Genomic DNA, 23,303 nt, shown 5'->3' on the forward strand with positions numbered 1-23,303 from the left:
GTTCTGCTTTCCACTCTTCAGTTGTCAAGGTACACAATCGACGAAACCAGCGTTTCATCATCAGACAAGCGTTTGTTCTTTTTGCGTTCGCTTGTCTCGTGTGCTGTAGTATCGCATATCCATTGTGCTTTGTCAAGCGGTTTTCCGACCACTTTTTGCTCGGCTCCGAAAATTCGTTATGCTCCCGGTCGCCGTGGCAACCATCGGCCAAAAAGGCCTGAAACGTCCGCAGACGCAGATCTGCGTTGGGTCGTTCATGGGGGAAACATCTGATCCCAGAGGAGCTACCTTACCGTAGCACAACTGATGCAAACGGACAGGAGCACCCACGCTCGCTGAGGCGGGTGATTGTCGCTTTTTTGACAGCTCGATGATTATGCCATAACTACCACGACCTGTCAAGCTTTTTTCAGACGTATTTTAATTCGATCGCAAAATTCGTCTTCTTCTGGCTCCATGTGAAAATTTGGGAAGAGCATCATTCAAATTGTTGCCAAAAAGGAAGAGCAACAAAAGAAACGAAACCCATAGGTTCGGAGCTTGCCTCCGATTGGAGCCGATAGGCGACCCCGGTATCTCCGTGACATCGCTAGCTATTGCATACCGTTGCCCGGGCACAGGTACCCCCGTGATCAAGGAGCGGCGACGTCACCCCAGGCACGTTGGCCAAAGGAATCGCAGGGGCACCCTCTCTGGTCGAGGGGATGCCGGTGAGGAGCCGAACCGGCCAGACACCGGGGTCGCCTATCGGCTCCAATCGGAGGCAAGCTCCGAACCTATGAGGACGTTTTCGTGTGGGAGGGGCGTGGTCGATGCCCCTTCACGTGGTCGAGCTGGCAACAATGTGAATGATGCCCACTTAGAAAAAAGGGGTTGACACAACAATAACACTGTAGTATTATTCCCTCTGTCAGAAAAACCACTCGCATGTGCAGGCGAGCTGGTGACTGTAGAGAAGAGGGCACACCCGTTCCCATCCCGAACACGGAAGTTAAGCTCTTCATCCCCGATGATACTGCGTGGGCAACTGCGTGGGAAAATAGGAAGTCGCCGTCTCACCTGCCCACACAGGTGGTTTTTTGTTTGCATTCCATAAAAGATAGGCACCAGCTACTGCGGGTGCCTATCTTTTATGGAATGCAAGAAACTTATTGCTCAAGCAAGGTTGCATTCAGGCGGATGTCGGTGGCGGCCAGGGCTTTGGATACCGGGCAATTTTTCTTGGCCTCTTCCGCGATACGCTGGAAGGTGGCCTGATCAATACCAGGTACTACCGCTTCAGTGACAAGCTCAATGGGATTAATGGCAAAACCGCCCTCGACCGGATTAAAATGCACATTAGCTGTAGTGTGGACGCGCGTTGGCACGTGACCTGCACCAGCCAGGCTGGCCGATAAAGCCATCGAGTAGCAACCGGCATGGGCAGCCGCGATCAGTTCCTCGGGATTGGTGCCGCCGAAACCATCGCCCATACGGGAACGGAACGAATACTGACCTTCAAATGCACCACTGCCAAGTCTCATTTTTCCCTGGCCGCTTTTTAAATCACCATTCCATTCAGCATCTGCTTTACGAATCGCCATAATACACTCCTTTTCGAACCAACTATATAAAAGCCAGATCCCGACGGCCGCATTGCGGCCCGCGTGGTCTCCAGCCCATAGCTTGACTCAGCGCACTATACCAGTAGAAGCGCGCTCAATATAATCATAACACGTTTCGCAGCAAGAAAGCCGTGACATTCCAGGCAAGAGTTTTTAGGAACGATGTTCCGTATGCAGCATTTCTAGTACTTCACTCTCTTCCGGACTGGTGGCCACATAATCTGGATCAGCCGGTTCGATATGCCAGATAACCCCTTTGAGGATGACATAGTGCCATTTAAGGTTGGGGCTATTATTGAAGTCAGCTGGCGTAGCAGTCTTGAGTAGATCCAATACATCTTCGGGCACTTTATCACGAATATCCAGGGCGCCGCTTTGAACCTGTTCTATGTAGCGCGGAATCAACCCTTCGGGATCTTCACGATAGATAACGCGATGGAGATTACTCAGGTTACTTAAACCGGCCTCGCGGTGTTCCGGTATCTCCAGGTCATTTATGATACGCCGCCGCAGGGCTTCAAAAAAGCTATATTGCACCAATCCGCTGCAAATAAAGCGCAGTACAGACTCGGCTGAATCCGACTTCTCATCCCACTTTTTAAAAAAGTTTGCGACGCCAGCGGCCGCATCGGCTACTTGAGGAACCACACCGAGATGGCGGCGAGCTGCGCGGGCTGCGTAGAGGGCAGCCAGCTCATAGACGGTTTTATGATCGTATAAACCATTGATCTGGTCAATTGCTATGCCACGTACATGTCGGAGATAGCCGATACCATAGATATCCTCGGGATCGCGCGGATCATGCCGCGATTGCTCATAAGGATTTTCGACGTACCAGTCCAGGACAGGGCGTTTAATGCCCACGGTAAATTCATCGAAGGGGATCACTTCGTTACGCCAGCTGGCGAGATGGATGCCCTTAGTTTTGGCTTCTACTAAAAATGTGTTGTTAAAGCCCTGACGCGGATCACTGATGAGGTATAAAAATGTCTATTCTGAGCGAATCAGGCACCCTAACAGCGACCCGTATTGAAAATGTGCTAGCTATTTTTAGCCATTTACCAGTATTTATCTGACTCCCTTGCTATAATGAGCAAACTGGTCATATATAAATATATGAGTGTGATGGCAACAAAAACCGTGGTGAGCACGATTTGATTGTGACAGGTTGAATACGAAATAGCAATATCTCACATACTCATGCTCACACCATCGATGAGCAAGTCGGCACCGGTCAGAGGAAGGAAAGGCATGCAAGGAGCGTATACACATCTCCTGGTGGGAAATACTGTTTTAGATCGCTATATAATTGAAGAGCAGCTTGGCCAGGGTGGCTTTGGAGCTGTCTACAAAGTTAGAGATCAACAAGAGGTTGATAAAGTATTTGCCCTGAAAGAAGTAGCCATCACCAATCAAGCCGAACACGATCTCTTCACGTTCGAATCTGAGGTGCTCAAGCGGCTGCGGCATTCAGCGTTGCCGCGCATTTATTATTCATTTGAGAATACCTCGACCTCGCGCGCTTATATGCTCATGGACTATATAGAAGGTCCCAATCTGGAACAACTACGCCAGCAGCGTACAATGAAACGTTTTTCGGCCGTGGAGGCGATTACAATTCTAACACCTATTGCACAGGCTATCCATTATTTACATATGCAGCAGCCACCCATTGTGCATCGGGATATTAAACCGGCCAACATTATTTATCCGATTGCTGGTAGCGGGGCAATACTGGTCGATTTTGGCATCGCCAAGGTTTATGAGCAGGATGCTACCACCAGCGTGATGCGTATGTGCTCGCCCGGTTATGGTGCGCCGGAACAATATGTGGGCGGCACCAATCCACACACCGATATTTATGGTCTGGCAGCTACGCTCTATGCTCTTATCAGTGGTGAAGTACCGGTGGAGGCAATTTCTCGGCTGACCCAGATTGGAGGCAAGCAACGTGATCCGCTCAAGCCGCTGACTGAACTGGTTCCCGGTGTGCCGGCCCAGGTAGCCAGCGCCATCCAGCAGGCAATGGCGCTAAATAGCGCGGAACGCTTTGACTCGATTGAACAGTTCTGGCAGGCCCTGAATGCCCCTGCGACCAGATATTCCTCGCCTGCGCTGGTATTGGGCGCAGCTTCAGCGGTGGGTACAGGTCCATTAGACAAAACTACGGCTTTGGTCAGACCCCAGGCTCCAGCGCCAGATACTATGGTGCAGGGCGCAACGGCTCCCAGGAAATCTTCTAAGCGTATACCGATCCTGGCGGGCCTGGCACTGCTTGTAGTTGTTATTGGCGTGCTAATAGGCAGTGGATTGAGCTTGCTGTCCGCCTCTAAAGCCCACAGTCATGCGGCCTCGACCCCGACCGCTTTATCAACGATACCAACAACTACGAATGTTTATCCCCATCTGCATCCCTACTATATAGGAAAAATATCGTCGGTCAGCAATGACTCGACTACGAGTGGACTTATCCTGTCAAAAATTCAGCAGACCGGGGCGACCATTAAAGGCACGATCAATATCAGGGCCATCAGAAAAGCAGGTCCTTTTGATGGCGCGGTAACAACTGATAATGGTATTCATTTTATAGTGACAGGCAAGGAAGTGCTCCGTTTTCAGGGCACGATTAGAGCCAGTGGCGCCCTGGCGGGCACCTATTGCCATCGCGTAGATGCAACCACCTGCACCTTTATGGGTACATGGGAAGCGGCGCCCACCAAAACGGAGCTCAATCAACCAGGGACTGATTCACAGAATGCGAACCAATCGTCAGATGGAAACAATTAAAACAGACGGCATTTCCCGACGCTGGCAACACAATATATAGCATGCGTTGCCAGCTATTCTTTTTTATCTTTCCTGGCTTTCAGTATTACCAGCTCGAGCTCTTCCATTTGCCGCCTGGAAATCCAGTGAGCTCGTGTATGCGTTTATTTACATCTACAAACACAACCTGCTTTGTGCCTGTGGAGGACCATCCAATTCCAACCAGGCCACTATCACTGGCCAGCGGCGTAACGGCCTGCTGGGTAAGGTCGTTCGACTGCCAGCGGTCGAAAGGTGGAAGGGCCAGTTCCTGGATATGCTTATTCTCATCTACATAGACCAGTACACGCATATTACCCTGCACCCAATCGTAGGCGGACAACGATTTGCCAGCGGCCAGCGGGCGATTAGTCAACGTGGTTAAATTGCTGACGGCCCAGATGGTTGAGGTTGACTTAGAGAGCTCCTGAATGTTGTTGTGGCTATCAATATAATCGATATGTATACTACCGGCGATACGCCATTCGTAGGCTACGATGACATTTCCATTGGCCAGCGGCGCCCCATAGTATTGCGTTAGATCACTATCCTGCCATTTTCCATCTGCGGTGGAACTCAGTTCCTGCAAATGCTGATTCTTATCTATATATGCAATATGATTGCTACCATCTTTTGACCAGGTAAATGCTGAGAGTGCAATACCATTAGCGAGCGGAGCTCTGGTGGATTTTGTAATGTCGGTCGTTTGCCACTGCACGCCATCCGTACTTGTAAGCAACTGGATATGCTTCTGCTGATCGATATATACAATGTGTTGCGAACCGTCCGCTACTGCGGTATAGCCAACCAGGGTGACGCCATTGGCCAGCGGCGCGTGGGCTCGCTGGGTGACATCCAATACCTGCCAGTGTTCGTCTGCGCCTGCCCAGAGAATATGAATATGGCCCAGCACATCGATAAACGCTACCTGCTGCCGATCGCCTTGATCCCAACTGTAATTTGTCAGCGCCTTTCCATTGCTAATCGCGGAATGGGTCGCCAGGGTGAGATCATTTTGCTGCCAGCTAATACCATTTTTGCTACTCAATTGCTGGATATGACTATTTTCATCGATATAGACAGTCTGGGTAGAGCCGGAGCTGATCTGCTGAGATGCAGCGACAGCTCCGCCCTGGACGGGCAACAATTGCAGGGTAGGCGCGGCGAGAATTTGGGCCCGCGCACGAGGTGAAGCCTGTACGGTAAGCGCAGGTTTGTTGCCACTGGCATGGCTCGGATTCAATCCCAGGAAATAGAATGCTCCCCCACCACCGAGTAACAGAATAATTGTTGCCGCCAGCGGTAATGCCACGCGCTTCGACCGTGCACGTCGCCGTTGCGTTGTGATTGCCCATGGTCGTTGTGTCATAAATACAGGAGCCTCTTTCTTGCGAGATTTTTTTTCTTTATATTTATAAGTGACAACGCGGATGCGATCAGGTATAAAGAGTATCGGACTATCTTCCTGGGATTGTGAAGCCTGCGCGTTAGATGAAGAAGCATTGTCTTTCGGTTCCATTTATATTCTCCCCTGACAAAGTACGTTCTTCGTATCATCCATTTTTAATGCATTATAGTAAGCGGGAGTTGTATATGTACAAAAAACACCTCGCAACCTTCCACCGCCCCAAAGCATGCAATGACACCATTAAACAACGATGAAAAATGATACGGTCTAATCCATATGATTGAAGCAATAATAATATACATCCTCACATAACAATATTACAATATATTTTTGCTGAAAATCCTATTTTTTTATTAGTTTTTTAGTGCGCGGCTAAATTTACTTAGATTTAGGGTCAATATGCAAAGAGTGGAATACATAAATGTATGGGGTTTCTACTTAGATTTTTCATCACTCTGCTAGCAGCATATGTTATACTCCACAAAAGATATTTAACTCACTGCTCCACGGTAAAGGACAACCATCGTTTTATGACTACAGAGATTCAAAAACAGGGATATATCCGACATGATACCGTAGTGGCGCCAACGGAACAGATCCGCGTCGCATGGCATGGTGTGTATGGCATAACGCTGTTGCGCGGCGTACTGGCTCATGAGGCTGGTCAGGCGGTTATGCATTTACTTCAAGAATTGCAGGCTGCCGAGCCAGATCCGGTTGCAACGGCTGAGGCATATAGCGTAGCTTTTTATCAATTGCTGGCAACACTTCATCACGATGGGGGCTCATACGTTGAGGATGCCTGGCAGGCCTATCTGATTCATCGGTTGATCGATGATAGCAATCTTTGGAGTGCCGCAGTGGAAGCGCGAGGGAGTCACCATATCTCGCCGACCCTACGCGCCCAGGCGCAGCGCGACCTGCGTGCCTTGCAGCGCCTCTTTCAGCTGGATGCCCGGTTCATCTGGGAACAAACACGCGCGGTTGTGACACCGGCCATGCCTGCGCTGGGTGAGGCCTGGGTGCCATGGCAGCAGCTCCAGCCTCCAACTGAAGTTGATCAACATCATGCGCGCCGCAATTTAATACAGGAGATCGCGGCCTGCCCCAACTGGGAAGAACTGGTTGGACCGCTGGAACAATATTGGTCCCGCTATGGCACTGGCGCGCTCGCACGCTATCATGTGTTGCGCTGGGAAGGCCACGCTAAAGAACTTATCGGCATACAGCATCCCGATCCGATTCAATTAAGTGGACTAATCGGACATGAGCGGCAGCAACCTCGTATCGTGGCCAATGTAGAGCGTTTCCTGTCTGGCCTGCCCGCGCATAATATGCTCTTATATGGACCTCCCGGGACCGGCAAATCTTCTACCATTAAGGCCATCGCAAATACGTATGCCGATCAAGGCCTGTGCCTGGTGGAGGTGGGGAAGGAATATATCAGTGATCTACCACAGATTGTAGCTATACTGCGTGGTCGAGCTCCCCATTACCTGCTTTTTATCGATGACCTTTCTTTTGAGGAGCACGATACGACCTATAAGATCCTGAAAGTATTGCTAGAAGGGACAGCTGAGACGCGACCGGCGAATGTGCTGATTTGCGCCACCTCAAATCGTATGAATCTGGTCAAAGAAAACTTTAGTGAGCGTGGCAAACCAACCGAGGATGTCAACTGGCGCGACACCATGGATGAGAAGCAGTCCCTGGCCCATCGCTTTGGTCTGCGCGTCAGCTTCATTACGCCTGATCAGAAGCAGTATCTACACATTGTACGCTCACTGGTGCAACAACGTGAACTGGTGATCGACGAAGAGGAACTTCAGGCACGTGCATTATTATGGGAACGACAACATGCTGGCCGCTCGGGCCGCAATGCACGTCAATTTGTCGATGATATTGAGGCCGAACTAAAATATCAACAAACAACGTAAAAAGGATAGAAACAATGAGTCAACTACCAGCATTGACGGTGGGTATCCTTATTTTTGATGAGGTTGAAGTTTTAGATTTTTGTGGTCCCTTTGAAGTTTTCTCGGTCGCACGTCCGGCTGGCCAGCATAGCGATGCGCAGCAACTTTTCCGTGCTGTCACCATCGCGGAGACGGACGAGATCGTCACCTGCCGGGGCGGCCTGCTGGTCAAACCACACTCCACGATCGCACAGCATCCCCCGCTGGATATCCTGGTCGTTCCAGGTGGACAGGGGACGCGCAAGGAGATGCACAACCAGCGCCTGGTCGACTGGATCAAGCAGCAGGATCAGCGCACGCAGTTGACGACCAGCGTCTGCACGAGAGCGTTTCTGCTCGCCGAGGGCGGCCTGCTCAACGAGCAGCGCGCCACCACCCACTGGCGCAGTATCCAGTGGATGCGCGACACCTATCCCCAGATCTCGATGCTCGCTGATGCTCGCGTGGTTGATGAGGGGCATATTATCACTTCAGCTGGCATTTCAGCCGGCATCGACATGAGCCTACATGTGGTGGAACGCCTGCATGGGCGCGAGACAGCCGAGTGGACGGCGCGCCGCATGGAATATGACTGGCGCGGCTAAAATGAACAACACATTTAGTTGACAGCAAAAAACAGGTATGCTATCTTAGATACCAGATCACATTGAACAATATATATTAGTATTGAGAATAAAGAAAGGAAGTATATGGCTGGTGCGACGGCGAAGTTCACCCGTGGGTGGAACTTTTATACGCGTGGAAGCATTGTTAAAGCGCTTCGTGTCGCCCAGGGCCATACCATGCCTTTTTTGGGATCAGATTTTGACACGAAGCCTGATCTAACGTAGTCGAACATCAAACCGACGAGCCGTGGGTGATACATATCGATCACGCCCACGGCTTTTTGCTGTCCATTTCTCAGCTACAAGAGGCCGCCGGGCAGCGGATACATATGCATCGCTCGCGGCTTTTTATATGCCGTCTCACAAAAGACAGCTGAGAATGGATTTTTCGACCAATGATATCTGATACACGTAAAAACAACACCGATGCGCCGCCATCGCTCTGGCGCAATCCCAACTATCTCCTCCTGCAGGGCGGCCAGATCGTCTCCTATGCCGGGAACCAGCAACAATTTATCGCGCTGCCGCTGCTGGTGCTGGCCCTGACGAACTCGACCCTGCAGACGGGCATTGTCCTCGGCCTGAACACCATCTCCTTCCTCGTGGTAAGCCCATTAGCGGGCGCGCTCGTAGATCGGTGGGATCGCAAGCGGACCATGCTGGTCTGCGATGCGGGACGCATGCTACTCACGCTGACCATACCGCTGACCTTCTGGCTTCACGCCTTAACCATGCTGCAAATCTACCTTGTGGTGGCCAGCGCGGGCGTGCTAGGAACCATCTTCAGCGTCGCCAATACGGCCGCGCTGCCTAATGTGGTCACGCGCGATCAGCTACCGGTCGCGCTGTCGCAATCGCAGGCCGCCTACACCTGCATACGTACTTTTGGCGCGCTACTGGGCGGTGCCCTCTATAGCATAGGGAAGGTTTTTCCCTTCCTGGCCAACGCCGTCTCCTTTGGCGCCTCCGCGCTCTCGCTGAGCTTCATTCGTGGCAACTTCCAGGGCGAACAGAAAGGTCCGCCACAATCCCTGGCGAAGACGATCAGCGAGGGGGTCTCCTGGCTCTGGCAGCAGCCACTGATACGCTTCCTTACCATCATCAACGGGGCCGACAGCTTGCGCTATGGTGCAGGCTACCTGGTGATTGTGGTTCTGGCTCAGCAGGTGCACACCTCAAGTAGCGGCATCGGCTTCATCTTCACCGGAGCAGCCATCGGAGCGCTCCTCGGCAACCTGGCCAGCAACTGGATACGGCGGCGCTTCTCCTTCGGGAAGATCGCCATCAGCATGCTCTGGCTCGAAGCCCTGATGTTTCCGCTCTACGCAGTCGCGCCCAACGCAGTCGCCATGTTCTTCATCGCTGCCGCCGAAGAACTGGTGGCCCCGATCTACAACATCTCTCTCGACACCTATCGGCTCATGGCCACGCCCGATGCCATGCGCGGCCGCATGAGCAGTACCGTCCAGATGATCATCCAGGGCGCCCAATCAATCGGCGCCATCGCCAGTGGTCTGCTCATCCAAACACTCGGCGCACAGCGGAGCGCCCTCCTGCTGGGTGCCTGGCTCATCATGCTGGCCATAGCCACCACCCTCAATCGCCGCGTCCGCCACGCCACCCTGCCCGCCAACCATTAAAAGAAACGCGAAGAAAGAAGTCGCCGCGCGCCCGAGCGTGCGGCGATCACCGCGTGCTCCAGGATGCCTGGGTGCTCAAGGCGATCAACCCTTCGTGGTGATGTCGCGCCCTTCTCCCTGAATTCAGCGGTATGCGGCCCACATAACATCTCCCCACCGAAAAATCATGCATTAAGCTGATAGCCAATCTGAAGAGCATGACAAAATAGTCCCATAGGCACAAAAGATGCACCTGCTTGATGCGGCTCAACCGTCCTGGTATATATAAGAAAGATCGACATGCTTCCAGACAAGCAAGCACATAGACAGGCAGAAACAGGAAAGAGCAATGACAACGACATCGATTATTCCGAGCATCCACCTGACCAGCGTCTACAACCTGCTCATCGACACCTATGGTGAAATGCACAACGACCCTGACTATGATCCCCTGGGTGGACTGGTCGGCACAATCCTCTCACAGCACACCTCCGACATCAACTCGGACAGAGCCTACCACCAGATCATCAAGACATTCCCGACCTGGGAAGAGGTACGCGACGTACCCACCCACCTGGTAGCCGAGGCCATCCGCTCCGGCGGCCTCGCCAACATCAAAGCGCAGCGCATCCAGGACGTCCTCAACACCCTGACCACCCAGCAAAAAGAGAGCGGCGGCAACAAACCCCTCACGGAATATCTCTACGACGAAATCGAAAAGCGCACGCCAGAAGAGGCCTGGCGCTACCTCCGCACGCTCCCCGGCGTTGGACCAAAAACCGCAGCCTGCGTCATGCTCTTCGATATGAATCGATCCATCATGCCCGTCGACACCCATGTCCATCGTGTCAGCAAGCGGCTAGGCCTGATCGGCCCCAAGGTGAACGCCGAGCAGGCCCACACCGTGTTTGCGAAGATCGCGCCACCCGACTGGGTCTACGGCCTGCACGTCGGCCTGATCCGCCACGGGCGACAGATCTGCCACGCCCAGCGGCCGAAGTGCGGGGAGTGTCCGCTCTACGCGCAGTGCGCCTACGTCGGCAGCGTCAACCCGCAAGAGACAGGGATATCTTAAAAAGAGGACTTAACAGAAAATAATCCTAAGCTTGTAGTCCATGATTGGTCTGCGCAAAGGCCTGAATCGCCTCTTGAAGATTGTGATGTTCGTTGAGCGGAACGGTGTGATCACCATCGCGGTACTGAAGTTGGTCTAATTGATGGGCCAGATCTAACCCTCAACTGCCTTCTTTCTCAGCAGCGACTCAGGACGTCAATGATAATAACTGAAGAAAAAGATATTACTGTTCCTTGCTGCCGAAATAAGTTTTTGTTATGATAAATGCAGGCACATCATTGCATCATTTTTCATGGCATGGAGGTCTGCATGATCTTCTAAGGAGTTAAAGACGATGGGGAATGATTTCCACCTGAACAACAAAGTGATTCCACAAATCAAACGGGTGTTTGGTCATGGACGCCTCGCTATCCTGGGGACTCTTTTCTTCTTGGGAATTGTTGCGGCAGTTCTCGCATTTATGACAGCTTTTTTCATTATAAATTTGCTCAATGTTGCCTTCTGGTCAGAGGAGTTTTCTTTTTTTGTCGGGTTCTCCGCACTTCTCCTTGGTCCCTGTTTGTGGTAAAGCTTCATCATTAAACCACGCCGCCTAACAGTGAAACAGGGTATAAAGGTAGGCGTGCTAGGTAGCCTACTTGCTCATCCGTTGGCCTGGCTGTTAGCTATCCTCCCCAGTATTCAATCGATGTATTTCCCATACTACCTGGAGACAGCTATTTTTTTGTCTGTTGCTAGCATCATCCTAGCCGGATGGTTGACCGCACTTATCGGAGGAGTAGCAGGAGCGGTTGTAGCTCAGCTTCAAATAAATTGTCGATGTCAGCAACGCTGGTATTCGGCGAACTAATGATATACATGCACGCCTCAATCAGCTACGCCATAACTTCATAACCCATCGCAAGAAACTGTTGTTCTAGGTTTGAGTATATCCATAATATACTCCTTCTCTCCATGATTACTCACACTACAACTTGATCGTGTATTTGCTGATATGCCTATCCTACTTCATTCACACGTGTTGGCTAAAGTAGAAAATAGCGTATACAATAAAATATAAGCATGCGTAACATCAGTAGAAGAAAGAAATAGCAGGCAATGCAATCGCTCTTGCAGGAAACTCTGCAACCAGCAACAACTGCTTTGTTGAAGGCTATCGACGCCAGCTTGAATAGCAATACAATGCTCTTCAAGGTTCGTTCAGAGCAGATCATTACGACCAGCAATGCTCAGGAAATCCTCAATCTGTTCTTGCATAGTCCCTTATTTCGTGACATGTTTCTCGAAGTTGATCAACTCCGTGGGCTGCTATCCTATTCAACATGGGATTTTATCGATGGGGAGCCTGTTCAGCTATTTCCGTCAGGGAACCCGCTGCTAGAACCATTGCAATTGATACTGACTCCAATGAACGAGCAGAGCTTCGCTGAACGACTCCATTGGATGCTCACAAGCGCAGAAAGTCCCTACCAGAAACAGGTCAGCGAGCAACGCGCCCAGGAGATCCTCCGAGACTTCTTCTGGGAAGTGTTTACGCCCCAAAGCTGGCCGATTGAGCAGCCGCTTGCCCAACAATTCTGGCATGGGCATCCCTGGTCGTTTTGTGCTGTCGCTCCCAACTTTTTACCCTCAACCGGCTATTATTATGCCTCTGAAGAGTATGAGCTTCCCGACTTTGCCTATTTTGATGGAGGAAAGAGAGATACGTGTACCTTTTTTTACAGCAAGGATATCTTCTATCTCCTGCTCACCAATGGGAGTCCGTAGTGGCCTGATTCACACAATTCCATTATTATTTCACCAGCTACAATGTTACATAAGTATTGGCAGACATCCACTTTTATGATATCTGCACAGAGTTGATGAGCTCACTTATGAGTCGGTGACTCTCTCAAACACAAAAACAAATAAAGAAGAACAGATATGTTTGATGGACTGAACGCACTTCCCTGGCTCGATTTAAAACATGCTTACGGATCAGCTGAAGAAGTGCCGATGTGGCTTCGTCAGCTGATCTCTCCCTATGATTACATCAGAGAGGAAGCCATGGGCTGCCTCAACAGCTCAATTTGCCACCAGGGCTGGATCTGCCCAGCAACGGCTTACACAGTACCCTATCTGATTGAATTGCTTCGGGAACCAGCAGTTCCAGGAAAAGTGGAAATCTTGAGATTACTCACATGGATAGTTGTCGCCAATCCCGATCTCTCTGAAGAGAGGTGGCGCAAGAACGCCAAAGTGCCTCAATGGAATGTTCCGGAACACATCCCTTTCAAAGATGCTCGCGAGGAGGTCAGGCGCGGCCTGTCGACCTACCTCGCGTTGCTCGATGCTCCTGATCTGGAAATACGCATGCAGGCGGCAAAGATTTTGCGATATGTGGCAACACTGACGCCAGATTTACGGGCGCATCTCGTTACGCGACTCAGACAGGAATCTGAACGAAAGGCCCGTGCCAATCTGGTCCTCCTCCTGGGAGCCCTGTCATCCCCTGAAACTGAAGCCCTGGCTTTCTTCTCCAACCTTGTGCAGACAGATAAAGATGAACTCATCGTTTTCTGCGCCGCACTTGTACTAATACAACTGGCGAAAGACAAAACACCACCGGAGATTGTTCAACTCCTTGCACATGTCTTGCTTCAGCCATCTGAACGCCTGGATGTTTACCAGGAGGTTACCATGCAGGGAAGCAATCAGTTGGCGAGCGGCAGCACTTGGGCTTGGACATCTTCGGCCAGAACTGCTTCAACCGTTCGTACCAGCACTGCAAGAGAAACTTCTTCAGGATGAGCAATTACGAGCCATGACGCTGGCTGAAATGCTACTGTTCATTGTATTTTCCAGCCAACAGCCAGCAGATCAACAACAGTGGACGCTGGCAGAACTCACACCACAGCAGATCACCGTACTCTCCCTCATCAGCGAGCGGGCCGACCTTTGGGACGCTGATTTCGTTCCAGATTTACCGCATTTACTGAGAAAATATGGTTTACCAGATGACAGGCAGAAGGTAGTACACTTTCTCAACCGCGAACTGCCCACCTCAGTGCCACAAACATATCCATCTGACTTTCTCGATGCCAATGATTACACCCGCTACGATAGCTTTTACGATTATCTGCGAAAGGTCTTTAAAAAGCACCTTCCCGAAGTGTACCCTGAAATGCGTGTACGTAGTATTCGTCAGATGAGTGAGATACTGAAAGACGATCTAGATCTACTGATGGTCAACGATGAAATCATGTTTCGTCTTCCTGATAGTCCAGCGGCCGTTGCCGCTCTGGAACAAGAGTATGCGCTCCTTCGGAGCCTGCAGGGACACGTTCCTCTTCCCATTCCCAATCCTGTGTATAAAACCCCGCCAGACGGTGAGCTTGGCCGCATCTTTATGGGTTACCCCAGACTTCCAGGCAAACCACTCTACAAAGAGATGTTAGAAAGCATCGATAGCGACCAGACAGTAGAGATGCTTGTTTCCCAGATCTTCTCCTTCCTCTATACGCTTCATCATATACCGCCGGCAGACCTTGCACATATCAGGCTGCCGATACTTCATGAGCGCAAACGCTATGAAGTGCTCTATACGCGAGTGCACATGGAGCTCTTTCCGCAACTTGAGCCAGACATGAGGAGCCAGATCGCCAACCAGTTTGAGCAATTCCTCGATACCCCGCAAAATTTCTCACTGGAACCGGCCCTGATCCATGGCAGCTTTGGGCCACAGAGAATTCTCTATCATGCGCAGGATCATTCCATCGGTGGCATCATTGGTTTCACACAAGCGGGGCTTGGAGATCCCGCATATGACCTCGCGATGTTGTTTGGACCGCACGGCTATGATAAAAACCTCGTACAGGGTATTGAGCACGTTTATCCAGACTTCTCACTTCTACGGGAACGTATACAATTCTATGTGAATGCCTCTATTCTGCAAGAAATATTTGCTCAACTCGATCAGCAAAACATGAAAAATATCGTTTCGAAACGAGAGCTTCTCTCTTACATGACTTTCTCTGATACAAAGAGCGCTACCTGAAAAGACATTTCTACTACATTATGCTAAACCAGCCTATGGAGGGCATTGACGATATCGTGGAGACGATGTGAAGAACCCCCAACTGGAGGTGTGTGTAGATACCCATGTCCATCGTGTCAGCAAGCGGCTAGGCCTGATCGGCCCCAAGGTGAACGCCGACCAGGCCCACGCTGTCTTCGCCAAGATAGCGCCACCCGACTGGGTCTACGGCCTGCACGTCAGTTTGATCCGCCACGGCCGACAGATCTGCCACGCCCAACGGCCAAAGTGCGGCGAGTGTCCGCTCTACTCGCAGTGCGCCTACGTTGGCAGCGTGAACCCACAGGAGACTGGCGTTTCTTAAAGTATTAGAGAAAGTTTGTTGATCCAGCATGATCAGGGACAATAACTCTGGCGTTGAAGCAGTTGAGGACGATGTGGTATCCTTTTTCTGGAGACAGGCAGAGTTCCCTCCTTTTTGGGTTTTACAGCTAATGATACTGGTAGTGTCATCATTGTGAGTTATGGAAGCGTACTTACCAGTATGTTGCCTCTTGTTTTATCAAATATTCAGATTGATTTTGCCCGCACTAATCCATTGGAAAATTGCTCATATGTTGTTGTGAATGTTACACAACCTTCGTTATGGCATCCAATCGTTGCTTCTGTTTATCAGCGAGGGGAAGGTATATATGTCAGGTAACCAGGAGGTTCAGCCGTATTCGCTCTTTGACACGCCGATTCTGCCCTACATTCGGGAAAGTGATTTTGCTGTGCGCCGACCGTGGCGTGTGCCCGCACGGCGTTTGTTGGACTACTTATGGATCTATATTCAAACAGGGCACTGTACCATACAGGTCAATGGCATCAACTATGAGTTTGTGCCGGGCGATTTCTGCCTGATTCAACCCAACGATTGCGTTGTCCTGGAAGGAATGACCGATACCATTACGCCTTTTGCCCATATGGACATCTTTTATCATCCTGAGCGTGAGAAGAGCTTTCCGACGCGACCGGGCCAGGTTGATCTCAAGCCTTATCGCCACCTTTTACAGCCTCGTCTGAATGACTATCGTGGCATCTCACTTCCCGTGAAGCTCCAGACTGCTCAGCCGACAACGTTTCGGGATACATTTTTGCGGATGGTTGGCCTGTGGCAGCAACGAGATGCCATTAGCCAGTTGGAAGCACAACAGGCCGCAACGGACCTGGTTATTGCATTACTCAAAGATCAACAATGGCCCAGGGAAACCTCCTTTCAGGAACCGCAATCACTGAATTGGATAACTTCCTATCTCTCATTTCATCTGAACGAGCCAGTATCTGTTTCTGATATGGCCCGGCATGCCCATCTCTCTCCATCGCATTTTTCCGTGCTCTTTCGTGCTCGCTTTGGCACGTCCCCCCACCACTATTTGTTGCGCCTGCGTGTCCAGCATGCCCAGGATCTGCTGCTCCACACACATCTCTCGTTACAACAGATTGCCTCGTATTGTGGTTTTGCCTCTGTGCATCACTTTGCGAAAGCCTTTAAGAAGGTGACGGGGTATACGCCTGGCAGCCAACGTGCGCGCTCCAGCGGGAAACACTCCGAGGATGACCCTTATACACAAACCCTTTGATATCCGTTTCTTGTGAGAAGATCGTCGTTTTTGACAAAAATCCCTCATGCCGTGGCAATAGATTGATCCCTTTTTACCTGTATATTTGGAAGCGAAAGTACCGTTGCTTCTTGTACTGTCTGCTTCATGCAATATGATAAGGAGATCAAAGACTATGATACCCCTCCTGGACACGCTTGGTATTCCTCCCCTGGCTGGATTATGTACCTACGATGAGGCATGTCGCCCTGGCTACTCGGTTGATGAGACAGTTGCGCTTCTCAAGCGTTACAACTATGTAAAGACAAGCCTGAATGAGTTCTTTGCCACGCATATTGCCCATACCCCCGAATGGGAAGTTAAGTGTGGATTTAGCCTGCATCTCTGGTTGGAGGCCGAACACAGTGCTTTGCTGCGCAAACGTGTCACGGAGATGCGTGAACCTCCTCATTATCTGGATACAGTCCCCGATGAAAGGCTGCAGGCCTTCTTTGCGGAACTGATACGATCGCATACGACGCTTGAACTCCTGGTTGGGGTGTACGCGGTTGTGAAGCCAGCGATGATTGCGGCCCTCAAGCAGCACCTTGACCGGGCGAATCCACTCATCGATCATCCTACCAGTCGTCAGCTTCGCGTCATACTTGGTGAGGAAGAAGAGATGGTTGCCTGGGGCAGACAGGCTATTGCGGCGTTGACCCGGACGCCAGAAGACGTCCAGGTAGCGAATGCCTGGGAAAAGCACCTATCCTGGTACCTGGCCACCGCCGGTGGTATCGCCGGAGATCAGCCCGCCCCTGAAAGTCTCCCGCCAACTCCGCGTTCTGATGGATCACCCTATCAGGCAGACTGGATTCCACAACGGGATCAGCGTTTTGTCGATCCCTTCAATCACGCCGCCAAAATCGATGAGTATTATCAAGATGAGACCCTACCTCCCGATGAGCGCGTATGTGCTTTGCTCTATAAACGGTTACGCGAGATAGACGTTCCTGAATGGATGGGGCCGATTATCGCACGGACTCGTGGTAAAGCCTGGGAGTATTATCATGATATGAGTCGGCAACTCTGGGACGAGGCGCGGCATGCCATGATGGGATCGGTCGGCTTATACGCGAAAGGCGTGCCTTTTTATCGTTATCCCATCGATATCAAATCCTCGTGCTCTCTCAATAGAGATTATGAACCGATTGAAGCCCATATTATTCTCTGGGGCATTGAACAAAGTTTGATGCCGCGCGAGACCGGGAAGCGCTGGGAATGGGAGATCGCTACTGCGGCCAACGATGTGCTGTCAACGCGCTTCCAGGATTATGATTGGGCTGATGAAGTCCTGCACGCCCAGATTGGTCGCAAGTGGTTACTTCCTCACTTTGAGAACAGAAATGCCTTGCTTGCTGCCTGGGAAGAACTGATGAAGCGCTGGAATACCTCACTGGACGAGCTCGCTGTACTATCGGAGCAGAAAGAGTGGTGGCCTGATTTTATAGCGGAGGTACGTCAACACCAGGGAACAGAACTGGCTGAAAGATATTGAAGATGCCTTCGCAATCATCGCTCTCCCAGGCTGGGTTATAGAGGGTGGAGCTATGATTTGGAATGATCCCATTCTCGATCATGCTGACTATATCGTCTTGCTTGAGGTTCCCTGGAGAACGGCTGCCTATCGCATTGTGCGTCGTCACATCATCAAAAGCCTGCGGGGCATCAATCCCTATCCAGGGATCAGGTCACTCATCTCGTTCTTGAGGAATAGCCGCCGGTACTATTTAAATCAGTGTCGCCCTGATCTTGTAGAAACGATGAACCGATGCCTTGAAGAGCAAAGAACGATCCCAGCGTTGCTTGACCCTGAACAATTGCTTACGCGTTGTGAGACGTATGGAATAGAGATTATCCAGGCACCTACAGCAACGTTTAGGCGTCAGTATCTCGAAAAATACAAGCAGAAACTCATTGTTGTGAGAAATAACGCTGATCGAGCACGCCTGCTTAATTTACTGGCACAGCAGCGCTAACAGACAGCTGTAAATCCCAACATTATTCGGCTCCCTCGATATGCTAGAGCTTTCACACAAAGTGCGGGAGAGCCGTTCAATGCTGGGATTTACACCTTCGTAATTTCTAGCTTAAGCTTCACTATTGTACTGTGGTAATAGTATGGGGTTGATATGAAACCCGGTTTCATTAATGTGGATGAAATAAGGTAACATCGGCCCGGCTCTGGCGCGTCTTCAACATGAGGCGAATTTGAAAGCAAGAAGCAGAGTGTGGAACATGTGGACGAGTGCTACACTGTGATCATATTAGGACGTGTTGATTTGAAAGGAAAGCGGATGGATACAGAAGCCAAAAGAGCTCAAAAAGCATCAGCAATCGAAAAAGATCCGCGATGGGCATCAGTTGTTGCACGCAATCCTCAAGCCGATGGCACATTTTATTATTCGGTCACAACCACCGGGGTGTACTGCCGACCTTCCTGTGCCGCGCGTCTGGCGAGACCAGAGCATGTGCAATTTCATGCAACCTGCGCAGATGCCGAAAAGGCAGGATTTCGTCCTTGCAAACGGTGTCAGCCGAACCAGGCTGCACTTGCGGAACAGCATGCTGCGATCGTTGCGAAAGCCTGCCATCTCATTGCTGAATCGGAGGAAGCACCAGATCTTGCAGCCCTGGCAAACCATGCGGGGATGAGCCGATATCACTTCCATCGCGTCTTCAAGACCATCACAGGGCTGACCCCACACAACTACGTGATCGCCAATCGTATGCAGAAGGTTCGCAAGAAACTGGGCAGCAGCGACACCGTCACCGAAGCCATGTATGAAGCGGGGTACAACTCAAGTGGTCGCTTTTATGAAACAATCCATGAGATTTTAGGGATGGCTCCTTCGCATTTTCGCGCTGGTGGCGCTCAAATAGACATCCGTTTTGCCATCGGGGAATGCTCTCTGGGGTCCATTCTTATCGCCAGAAGCGATCGGGGGGTGTGTGCCATTCTGTTGGGAGATGATCCCGAAGTGCTGATCCGTGACCTCCAGGATACATTCCCTCGTGCCAATCTGATCGGGTTAGACGAGCATTTCGAGCAATTAGTTTCCCAGGTCGTGAGCTTTATCGAAGATCCAGCCATCGGGCTACATTTGCCACTAGATATCCAGGGCACGGCCTTCCAGCAGCGTGTCTGGCAAGCCTTGCGACAGATCCCCGCTGGCGAAACGGCAAGTTATACCGAGATCGCCAGACGCATCGGTGCCCCCAATGCGGTTCGGGCTGTCGCGCAAGCCTGTAGTGCGAATAAGCTTGCCGTCGCCATTCCCTGTCATCGGGTGGTGAAAAACGATGGTTCGTTGTCCGGCTATCGCTGGGGCGTCGAGCGTAAACGGGCGCTCTTACAGAAAGAGGAACGATACGTATGAAGACACAACCATTCAATACAGCAGAAGAGCGTGTACAGGCCCTCGATTGGGAGCAAATCAAACGTGCTCTCAATACTGAGGGCAGCGCGATTCTCAGCCAATTACTGTCTACCGAGGAATGTCAACGACTAGCCATGCTCTATCCACAGAACGAACCGTTTCGCAGCCACATTGTTATGGCACGTCATGGCTTCGGGCGTGGTGAGTATAAGTACTTTGCGTATCCGCTACCCGACGTCATCACGGACTTGCGCACGGCTCTCTATGCACGCCTTGCTCCAATTGCCAATGGCTGGAACGCCAGTCTCCGCAGTGATATTCGTTATCCGGACGAGCACACGGACTTCCTGGCGCGCTGCCATACAGCCGGGCAACACAAACCAACGCCGCTGCTCTTACAATATACATCGGGTGATTACAACTGCCTACACCAGGATCTCTACGGAGAACATGTTTTCCCTATTCAGGTAACCATCCTGCTCTCCGCGCCTGGTCAAGACTTCACAGGTGGCGAATTTGTGCTGACCGAGCAGCGTCCGCGTATGCAGACGCGCGCAGAGGTTGTGTCACTCCAGCAAGGTGATGCTTTAGCTTTCGCGGTTCATACCCGTCCCGTGCAGGGAACCCGCAGGATCTATCGGGTCAATATGCGCCACGGAGTAAGCCAGCTGCGTTCTGGTCAGCGACACACGGTGGGGATCATCTTTCACGACGCGAAGTAGGATGCAACAGTCCGACCACGAGGAAAATCTGAACCATGGATAAACAACAGCTTCTGAAAAAACTTGAACGGGAATGGACGGCGTTCAATGAGTCCTACACAGACCTGTCAGATTCACAACTTACCGAGCCTGGCGTCGTGGGCGATTGGTCAGTGAAAGATATCCTTGCTCATGTGAGCACGTGGGAAGAGGAGGCGCTAAAGTATCTGCCGCTCATTATCACAGGGAGTAGGCCGCCACGATACATCCAGTTTGGAGGTATTGATGCCTTCAATGCACGGATGACGGAACAAAAACGGGACCTTACCCTCTCCGATATCCTGAAGAAACGGGACGAAACGCATCACCAGCTCATCGACTACATTCAAGAGATACCCGAAGAACACTTCACACGAGAGACGCGCTTCCGACATCGCCTCCGGCTCGATACCTATGGTCATTATCCCCAACATGCCAGAGCAATACGGGAATGGCGAGCTCAGCAGTCGAAAGAATAAAAATCCAGAACCACGAGATAATACGCGAGGTCGAAGCGAACCTCTTATCTGAAGATGGGCAAGGTAAACCAGAAGGTGGAGCCCTCTCCAGGTGTGCTCTCTACCCCTACTTCCCCCAGGTGCTCGGCGATGAGGATCTGGCAGATATACAGGCCCAGACCCAACCCTTTCCCCGAACCACTCTGGACAGGGATACCTTTCACCTGGTGAAAACGCTGCCAGACCTCTTGCTGCGCTTCCGCTGAGAGGCCCGGCCCCTCGTCATTCACCCAGACGCGGGCCACATCTCCCTCGTCTGTCATCCCGATATGCACAGGCTGGTCTGTTGCAAAAATAAACCGCGACAAGAAACAAGAACAAGCCCACGTAGGTGCCTGGCTTGCCCAGGCTTGCCACGCAGCGGCCCCATACCCGGGTGCGCATGTTGCACCACACACGTGAGTGTTTCCAGAGAAGGATGAATCAATGGATGACAAGCTCTTGCGTTGGTGCAGCGTTCGCAGGGAAAGATATCATCTTTTGTGGAACCTGCGCGCCCGGGCACGGGGCCGCTGCGCAGCAAGCGCCCGCAAGGGGCGCACCTACGTGGGCTTGTTCTTGTTTCTTGTCACGTTGGCTTTTTGCAACAATATGACGGGCACCTCCCGCAGATCCGCCACGGACGCCAGACAGGAAGACTCCTAGTCGCTGCACATGTGCTCGTTTCTCATGATTATGGAGGCCACACAACTGCGGCACGCTCCACAATCGGCCTACCAATGACCACCAGAACGTGCAATCTATCATGTTGCGGTCGACATCTGGCTTTTTTGAAAAGAGATGACAAAACATGTCATTTTCTAGAACGTCTTTCGCCCTGAATTAGTATATAACTGGCAGGAACTGCCCATGCCGCCTATCATCACACATAAACAAATGAAGGAATTCAGCCTCTCCTCGACGATTTGGGGAACTCAGCCGGTTGATCCCCAAGATCACCCAGCGGATGCTCACCATTCAAATGTCGTAATTACATGAGCGGAGCTTTGACATTCATGTGGTCGATTAGATATACTAAAGTAAAAATCGTGGATTTAGCTCCTTTTGTATGAGAAATGAAATAATATGTCTTGTGCCTACCTGGTAGCCACGCTCATTTGATTGGAAACTAGCCTATGACTGCAGAAGCAATGAATAGTATTAATATTTTCTACTGTTACGCATCTGAAGACAAAGATTTGCAAAATGAACTCAATAAGCATCTCAGGCCGTTGATACGGCAGTATCGACTTAAAATTCGCGAAGGGAGTGATATTAGCCCTGGTGCAGAGTGGGAAAAAGAGATTCAAGCAATGATTGATACAGCGCATGTTATCTTATTACTCGTTAGCCCAGATTCTATATCATCAGCTTATATTTACGAAAGAGAGATACCACGTGCCATAGAGAGACACAAAGCTGGAGATGCCTATGTCATCCCGGTTATCCTGCGCCCTGTCGATTGGCAAGAAGCCATGTTCAGCAATCTCCCAGTTTTGCCTAAAGATGCCAGGCCTGTGATCACGTGGCCCAATCGTGATGAAGCATTTCTGGACATTGCAAAGGGCATCCGCAAAGTAATTGATAAAATAAAGGCTAAGCAGGCAAGATCCTTACTAGCTATAGAGGATCAAGTGCCTCCACCATCCGTTAGAGAGAGGATTCTTCAGATTCTCTATGAGAAACGCTCTGATCCAACGTTCGATGGAGAAGATTTGGCTCATCTCATAGGTAAACAATGGCATGAAATCCAGTCCGATGTGGCCGATTTGGAAGATAAAGGCTATATCGTTACAAGACAGAGCCAAATAATGACACGGATCTTTCATAGACCGCGTATTACCGCAGCGGGAGTTCATTTTTTTGAAAGCGGAATGTACCCTTTTTTGTAGGTAAACTGAAGTTTTCGTGACCTATCCTGGCTTGACCACCATCAAAT

At 50.9% G+C, this 23,303-nt stretch carries 22 protein-coding genes, 1 rRNA gene and 1 pseudogene; 20 read left to right on the forward strand and 4 right to left on the reverse strand.

The genetic code is table 11. From position 1 onward, the window contains the following. Positions 1–939: 939 nt before the first annotated feature. Positions 940–1,056 (forward strand): 5S ribosomal RNA (rrf, locus tag JMI88_RS14100). Positions 1,057–1,148: 92 nt separating this feature from the next. Here rrf and JMI88_RS14105 read toward each other — a convergent pair. Continuing rightward, positions 1,149–1,583, reverse strand: a complete 435-nt coding sequence (locus tag JMI88_RS14105; protein ID WP_201362505.1) for an OsmC family protein — start codon at positions 1,581–1,583, stop codon at positions 1,149–1,151. Positions 1,584–1,757: 174 nt separating this feature from the next. Beyond that, positions 1,758–2,468 (reverse strand): hypothetical protein, encoded by a 711-nt coding sequence (locus JMI88_RS14110; protein WP_201362506.1) that lies wholly within the window; start codon positions 2,466–2,468, stop codon positions 1,758–1,760. A gap of 387 nt (positions 2,469–2,855) precedes the next feature. Between JMI88_RS14110 and JMI88_RS14115 the strand changes: the two genes are divergently transcribed. Beyond that, entirely contained in the window at positions 2,856–4,391 is a 1,536-nt protein-coding gene (locus tag JMI88_RS14115) for a serine/threonine protein kinase (RefSeq protein WP_201362507.1), read from the forward strand. An 85-nt stretch (positions 4,392–4,476) separates the two neighbouring features. On the opposite strand, the gene JMI88_RS14120 is transcribed toward JMI88_RS14115, so the two are convergent. Further along, entirely contained in the window at positions 4,477–5,928 is a 1,452-nt protein-coding gene (locus tag JMI88_RS14120) for a hypothetical protein (protein WP_201362508.1), read from the reverse strand. Between the two features lie 419 nt (positions 5,929–6,347). Here JMI88_RS14120 and JMI88_RS14125 point away from each other — a divergent pair, with 419 nt between their 5' ends. The 16 genes from JMI88_RS14125 (at position 6,348) to JMI88_RS14200 (ending at position 21,346) form a co-directional block, all read left to right on the forward strand. Beyond that, on the forward strand, positions 6,348–7,754 hold the full coding sequence (locus tag JMI88_RS14125) for an ATP-binding protein (RefSeq protein ID WP_201362509.1): 1,407 nt from the start codon (positions 6,348–6,350) through the stop codon (positions 7,752–7,754). Between the two features lie 14 nt (positions 7,755–7,768). Continuing rightward, positions 7,769–8,377, forward strand: coding sequence for a DJ-1/PfpI family protein (locus JMI88_RS14130; RefSeq protein WP_201362510.1), 609 nt, complete (start codon positions 7,769–7,771; stop codon positions 8,375–8,377). A 105-nt stretch (positions 8,378–8,482) separates the two neighbouring features. Continuing rightward, positions 8,483–8,623 (forward strand): hypothetical protein, encoded by a 141-nt coding sequence (locus tag JMI88_RS14135; RefSeq protein WP_201362511.1) that lies wholly within the window; start codon positions 8,483–8,485, stop codon positions 8,621–8,623. Positions 8,624–8,793: 170 nt separating this feature from the next. After that, positions 8,794–10,038 carry an MFS transporter gene (locus JMI88_RS14140; RefSeq protein ID WP_201362512.1) on the forward strand — a complete coding sequence of 415 codons (1,245 nt, stop codon included), beginning with the start codon at positions 8,794–8,796 and terminating at the stop codon, positions 10,036–10,038. A 328-nt stretch (positions 10,039–10,366) separates the two neighbouring features. Beyond that, complete coding sequence (locus JMI88_RS14145; protein ID WP_201362650.1) at positions 10,367–11,092, forward strand: endonuclease III domain-containing protein; 726 nt, start codon at positions 10,367–10,369, stop codon at positions 11,090–11,092. Positions 11,093–11,426: 334 nt separating this feature from the next. Beyond that, positions 11,427–11,660, forward strand: coding sequence for a hypothetical protein (locus tag JMI88_RS14150; protein WP_201362513.1), 234 nt, complete (start codon positions 11,427–11,429; stop codon positions 11,658–11,660). 530 nt (positions 11,661–12,190) lie between these two features. Next, a complete protein-coding gene (locus tag JMI88_RS14155) occupies positions 12,191–12,859 on the forward strand; it encodes a hypothetical protein (RefSeq protein ID WP_201362514.1) in 669 nt (222 codons plus the stop codon). A 156-nt stretch (positions 12,860–13,015) separates the two neighbouring features. Further along, a complete protein-coding gene (locus JMI88_RS14160; protein WP_201362515.1) occupies positions 13,016–13,882 on the forward strand; it encodes a HEAT repeat domain-containing protein in 867 nt (288 codons plus the stop codon). Between the two features lie 13 nt (positions 13,883–13,895). Continuing rightward, complete coding sequence (locus JMI88_RS14165) at positions 13,896–15,128, forward strand: phosphotransferase family protein (protein WP_201362516.1); 1,233 nt, start codon at positions 13,896–13,898, stop codon at positions 15,126–15,128. Positions 15,129–15,195: 67 nt separating this feature from the next. Next, positions 15,196–15,471, forward strand: coding sequence for an endonuclease III domain-containing protein (locus tag JMI88_RS14170; RefSeq protein ID WP_201362517.1), 276 nt, complete (start codon positions 15,196–15,198; stop codon positions 15,469–15,471). 328 nt (positions 15,472–15,799) lie between these two features. Then, positions 15,800–16,729, forward strand: coding sequence for a helix-turn-helix domain-containing protein (locus JMI88_RS14175; protein WP_201362518.1), 930 nt, complete (start codon positions 15,800–15,802; stop codon positions 16,727–16,729). 154 nt (positions 16,730–16,883) lie between these two features. Next, entirely contained in the window at positions 16,884–18,245 is a 1,362-nt protein-coding gene (locus tag JMI88_RS14180; RefSeq protein WP_201362519.1) for a hypothetical protein, read from the forward strand. A gap of 52 nt (positions 18,246–18,297) precedes the next feature. Continuing rightward, complete coding sequence (locus tag JMI88_RS14185; protein WP_201362520.1) at positions 18,298–18,726, forward strand: hypothetical protein; 429 nt, start codon at positions 18,298–18,300, stop codon at positions 18,724–18,726. A 318-nt stretch (positions 18,727–19,044) separates the two neighbouring features. Further along, positions 19,045–20,127 (forward strand): bifunctional DNA-binding transcriptional regulator/O6-methylguanine-DNA methyltransferase Ada, encoded by a 1,083-nt coding sequence (ada, locus tag JMI88_RS14190; protein WP_201362521.1) that lies wholly within the window; start codon positions 19,045–19,047, stop codon positions 20,125–20,127. Further along, entirely contained in the window at positions 20,124–20,849 is a 726-nt protein-coding gene (locus JMI88_RS14195; protein ID WP_201362522.1) for a 2OG-Fe(II) oxygenase, read from the forward strand. Before ada ends, JMI88_RS14195 begins: the two co-directional genes overlap by 4 nt. Positions 20,850–20,884: 35 nt before the next feature. Then, positions 20,885–21,346, forward strand: a complete 462-nt coding sequence (locus JMI88_RS14200) for a DinB family protein (protein WP_201362523.1) — start codon at positions 20,885–20,887, stop codon at positions 21,344–21,346. Positions 21,347–21,390: 44 nt separating this feature from the next. Here the strand turns inward: JMI88_RS14200 and JMI88_RS14205 are convergent, their stop codons facing one another. Further along, positions 21,391–21,783, reverse strand: coding sequence for an ATP-binding protein (locus JMI88_RS14205; protein ID WP_373323838.1), 393 nt, complete (start codon positions 21,781–21,783; stop codon positions 21,391–21,393). A gap of 503 nt (positions 21,784–22,286) precedes the next feature. On the opposite strand from JMI88_RS14205, the pseudogene JMI88_RS40670 reads away from it, so the two are divergent. Next, positions 22,287–22,355, forward strand: a pseudogene (locus JMI88_RS40670) (winged helix-turn-helix transcriptional regulator); the annotation flags it as partial. Positions 22,356–22,500: 145 nt separating this feature from the next. Next, positions 22,501–23,256, forward strand: coding sequence for a toll/interleukin-1 receptor domain-containing protein (locus JMI88_RS14215; RefSeq protein WP_201362524.1), 756 nt, complete (start codon positions 22,501–22,503; stop codon positions 23,254–23,256). Positions 23,257–23,303 lie beyond the last annotated feature (47 nt).

Source organism: Dictyobacter formicarum (genome assembly GCF_016587435.1).

Excerpts from the sequence above, each read along its gene's own strand:
- JMI88_RS14105 (WP_201362505.1), bottom strand. The coding sequence starts at position 1,583 with ATGGCGATTCGTAAAGCAGATGCTGAATGGAATGGTGATTTAAAAAGC.
- JMI88_RS14115 (WP_201362507.1), top strand. The coding sequence starts at position 2,856 with ATGCAAGGAGCGTATACACATCTCCTGGTGGGAAATACTGTTTTAGAT.
- JMI88_RS14120 (WP_201362508.1), bottom strand. The coding sequence starts at position 5,928 with ATGGAACCGAAAGACAATGCTTCTTCATCTAACGCGCAGGCTTCACAA.
- JMI88_RS14125 (WP_201362509.1), top strand. The coding sequence starts at position 6,348 with ATGACTACAGAGATTCAAAAACAGGGATATATCCGACATGATACCGTA.
- JMI88_RS14130 (WP_201362510.1), top strand. The coding sequence starts at position 7,769 with ATGAGTCAACTACCAGCATTGACGGTGGGTATCCTTATTTTTGATGAG.
- JMI88_RS14135 (WP_201362511.1), top strand. The coding sequence starts at position 8,483 with ATGGCTGGTGCGACGGCGAAGTTCACCCGTGGGTGGAACTTTTATACG.
- JMI88_RS14140 (WP_201362512.1), top strand. The coding sequence starts at position 8,794 with ATGATATCTGATACACGTAAAAACAACACCGATGCGCCGCCATCGCTC.
- JMI88_RS14145 (WP_201362650.1), top strand. The coding sequence starts at position 10,367 with ATGACAACGACATCGATTATTCCGAGCATCCACCTGACCAGCGTCTAC.
- JMI88_RS14150 (WP_201362513.1), top strand. The coding sequence starts at position 11,427 with ATGGGGAATGATTTCCACCTGAACAACAAAGTGATTCCACAAATCAAA.
- JMI88_RS14155 (WP_201362514.1), top strand. The coding sequence starts at position 12,191 with ATGCAATCGCTCTTGCAGGAAACTCTGCAACCAGCAACAACTGCTTTG.
- JMI88_RS14160 (WP_201362515.1), top strand. The coding sequence starts at position 13,016 with ATGTTTGATGGACTGAACGCACTTCCCTGGCTCGATTTAAAACATGCT.
- JMI88_RS14165 (WP_201362516.1), top strand. The coding sequence starts at position 13,896 with ATGACGCTGGCTGAAATGCTACTGTTCATTGTATTTTCCAGCCAACAG.
- JMI88_RS14175 (WP_201362518.1), top strand. The coding sequence starts at position 15,800 with ATGTCAGGTAACCAGGAGGTTCAGCCGTATTCGCTCTTTGACACGCCG.
- JMI88_RS14180 (WP_201362519.1), top strand. The coding sequence starts at position 16,884 with ATGATACCCCTCCTGGACACGCTTGGTATTCCTCCCCTGGCTGGATTA.
- JMI88_RS14185 (WP_201362520.1), top strand. The coding sequence starts at position 18,298 with ATGATTTGGAATGATCCCATTCTCGATCATGCTGACTATATCGTCTTG.
- ada (WP_201362521.1), top strand. The coding sequence starts at position 19,045 with ATGGATACAGAAGCCAAAAGAGCTCAAAAAGCATCAGCAATCGAAAAA.
- JMI88_RS14195 (WP_201362522.1), top strand. The coding sequence starts at position 20,124 with ATGAAGACACAACCATTCAATACAGCAGAAGAGCGTGTACAGGCCCTC.
- JMI88_RS14200 (WP_201362523.1), top strand. The coding sequence starts at position 20,885 with ATGGATAAACAACAGCTTCTGAAAAAACTTGAACGGGAATGGACGGCG.
- JMI88_RS14215 (WP_201362524.1), top strand. The coding sequence starts at position 22,501 with ATGACTGCAGAAGCAATGAATAGTATTAATATTTTCTACTGTTACGCA.